Origin of the sequence: Pseudopedobacter sp. (assembly GCF_040392825.1) — a bacterium.
In the GTDB taxonomy this organism is placed as follows: Bacteria; Bacteroidota; Bacteroidia; order Sphingobacteriales; family Sphingobacteriaceae; genus Pseudopedobacter.
Genome location: NZ_JBEBVH010000378.1, coordinates 1 through 3,027 on the forward strand (window position 1 = coordinate 1; position 3,027 = coordinate 3,027).

At 34.9% G+C, this 3,027-nt stretch carries 3 protein-coding genes; all 3 read left to right on the forward strand.

Annotated features, from left to right (window positions below; all coding sequences use genetic code 11):
* Positions 1 to 142: 142 nt before the first annotated feature.
* Positions 143 to 1,072, forward strand: a complete 930-nt coding sequence (locus tag ABWO41_RS17170) for a DUF4886 domain-containing protein (RefSeq protein ID WP_353140670.1) — start codon at positions 143 to 145, stop codon at positions 1,070 to 1,072.
* 195 nt (positions 1,073 to 1,267) lie between these two features.
* Positions 1,268 to 2,533, forward strand: a complete 1,266-nt coding sequence (locus ABWO41_RS17175; protein ID WP_353140673.1) for a glycoside hydrolase family 88 protein — start codon at positions 1,268 to 1,270, stop codon at positions 2,531 to 2,533.
* Between the two features lie 12 nt (positions 2,534 to 2,545).
* Positions 2,546 to 3,027: sialate O-acetylesterase (locus ABWO41_RS17180; protein ID WP_353140676.1), on the forward strand; the 482-nt coding region annotated here is incomplete at its 3' end.

The following is a 3,027-nucleotide window of genomic DNA, read 5'->3' on the forward strand; positions in this document are numbered from 1 at the left end:
TTGACAATAGTGGCGAATTGAAGCAAAAAGGAGAAGGATGTCGAGAGTGTCAAAGTTTGAAGCTTGAATTAACACATAATATTGATCCAAATTTTAAATAAACACATGTGAAAAAAAATGATTGCGTTATAATATAAAAAATATGAAATATAGTAAAATTCCTGTGATTAGTATCTTATGTTTTATTATTGGTTTGCTCTTTACAATTGATCCTGTAAAAGCGCAGGTTGAAAACAAAAATGAAAAAGAAATACGATTACTGGTGATAGGGAATAGTTTCTCCAGAAATGCAACACTATATTTACCTCAATTAGCTGTAGAAGGCGGACATAAATTAATTATACAAAAAGCAGAGATTAGTGGAAGCCCCTTAAAAAAGCATTGGGAGTTAGTAGAAATTGCAGCATCGAATCCAGACGATCCTGAAGGAAAACCTTATAAGGGAAAGTCATTAAAAATGCTTTTAATGGATGGTAAATGGGATATTGTTACTTTACAACAAGCATCAACATACTCTGCATATTCAGATAGCTATTATCCATATATTAATTACTTATATAATTTTATTAAGAAATTTCAGCCCAATGCAGAAATTGTGATACATCAAACATGGCCATATAGAAAAGATGCCAAATATTTTAGCAGGGTAACAGCTGAAGAAAGGGCAAAAAGTGCCCAGGAAATGTGGGCGAAATCCCGGATAGCTTATCATAAAGTAGCAAAGGAATTAAATATGAGAATAATTCCCGTTGGCGATGCTTTCTGGGAGGTAAGTTCAGATCATAAGTGGAAATTTGTTCCGGATATTGATTATAATTTTGAAAATCCCATATATCCTGAGTTACCAAATGAGAAAAACTCTCTTAATGTTGGATATTCATGGACTAAGAACAAAAAACTTAAGTTAGACGCTAATCATGCAAATCAGGCGGGTTGCTATTTAGGTGCGCTCATTTGGTATAGTTTTTTGTTTAGAGAATCACCTGTTAACTTAAAGTTTGTTCCTGAAAATGTCTCCCAGGATTTTGCTGCATATTTAAGAGCCGTTGCATGGAAAACGGTGTCTAAGTAAAGCATTCCGTGCCAATGAGTACATTCTAGGAACTCCTACAAAAAATGATTGATTTTTAATTCGGACACTCAATTCTTAGAAAATGCAAATTATAAATGAAATATTTGATTATATAAAAATTAGTTATTACTTTACGGTAACGTTAACGGTGAGTAAATTATGCTTATCAGTAGTAATTATTAACCTTATAATCACATGAAAAAGATAGTATTTAGTAGTGCGATGCTCTTAGTGTTTTTTTTCATGGCATATTCGTATGCACAGAAAGCGAATACATTTAGTGGTAAGGGATTGAAAGAAATTATCGAAAAAAGCTTAGATCAATCCACAAAACAATATAAATTCCTAAAATCGGTAACACCAGAAGACCGTTTTCCAAAAACTTACGAGGGCAGAGAAAAAGGTTCTGTAACAAGTACTGCAAAAAACTGGACAAGTGGTTTCTACCCCGGTACTTTGGTTTATCTATATGAACATACTAAGGATAAGGAGTTACTTAAAGAAGCCGATAACAAGTTTGCGTTTTTGAAAAGCCAGAAAGATAACAAGAATACTCACGATTTAGGTTTTATGATGTATTGTAGTTTTGGTAATGCCTATCGTATAACAAAAAAAGAAGAATATAAAGATATTTTAGTACAATCGGCTAAATCGCTGGCAAGCAGGTATAATTCTAAAGTTGGCAGTATACAATCCTGGGATCGCATTAAGTCTTTAGATGGAAGTAAATATTGGGATTTTCCGGTGATTATAGACAATATGATGAATCTGGAATTGTTATTCTTTGCTTCAAAAGTGACCGGAGATGAAAGCTTTAAAAAAATAGCGGTTACACATGCCGAAACTGCAATGAAAAATCATGTAAGACCAGATTATAGTTCTTTTCATGTGGTGGCGTATAATCCTGAAACAGGTGAGATAAACAGCCGCGAAACTTATCAGGGCTTTGCTCATAACTCTACCTGGTCGAGAGGGCAGGGCTGGGGCATCTATGGTTTTACAATGGTATATCGTGAGACAGGAGATAAGCGTTTCCTTAAGACAGCACAGGGAATGGCAGACTTTTTTCTTAATCACAAAAATCTTCCTAAAGATAAAATCCCTTATTGGGATTTTGATGCAGGGCAACCTGGGGTGCAGCCAAGCTTTAATTACAATGCATTCAAATATTCTGTAATACCAAGAGATGCTTCGGCGGGGGCTTTGGTAGCTTCTGCATTGATTGAACTTTCGGGATATTCAGATAAAGAGAAGAAGCAAAAATATTTAAATGCGGCAGAAATAATGATTAAGTCACTTTCTTCTCCGGTGTATACAGCTTCGGTAGGGGAAAACGGTGGCTTTATTTTAAAACATAGTGTTGGCAATCTGACTAAAGACAGAGAGGTAGACGTTCCACTTTCTTATGCAGATTATTATTATGTGGAAGCTATGCTGAGGTACAAAAATTTAGGTAAGTAAAAATTTATGAAGATGAATGATATGAAACGAGGTAATTGTTTACAGAATAAAATTAAGCAAATATCTTTTTTAATATTTTTAATTCCACTGCTGCTACTTGTTAGTTGCCATTCAAAAAAGGAGACTATAGATTTAAAATCGGGTTATGATTTATATTTATTAGTTGGTCAATCTAATATGGCTGGTCGTGGTGTAATCGAAGCGGAAGATACAACCGAACATAATAGGGTATTCATGTTAAATGCAGCGGATGAATTCGTTTTAGCTAAGGAGCCACTTCATTTTGATAAAGCTAATAGAGGAACAGGTCCTGGGCTGGCTTTTGGTAAAGCAATGGCTGAAGCAAATCCTAAAATTAAGATTGGACTTATTCCCGCTGCTGTTGGAGGAACAAAAATTTCCTACTGGGAACCGGGGGCTTCAAGAGGGTTATATGAGGAAGCTATTCGTAAGGCAAAAGTAGCCATGAAATATGGTGCTTTAAAAGGCATTGT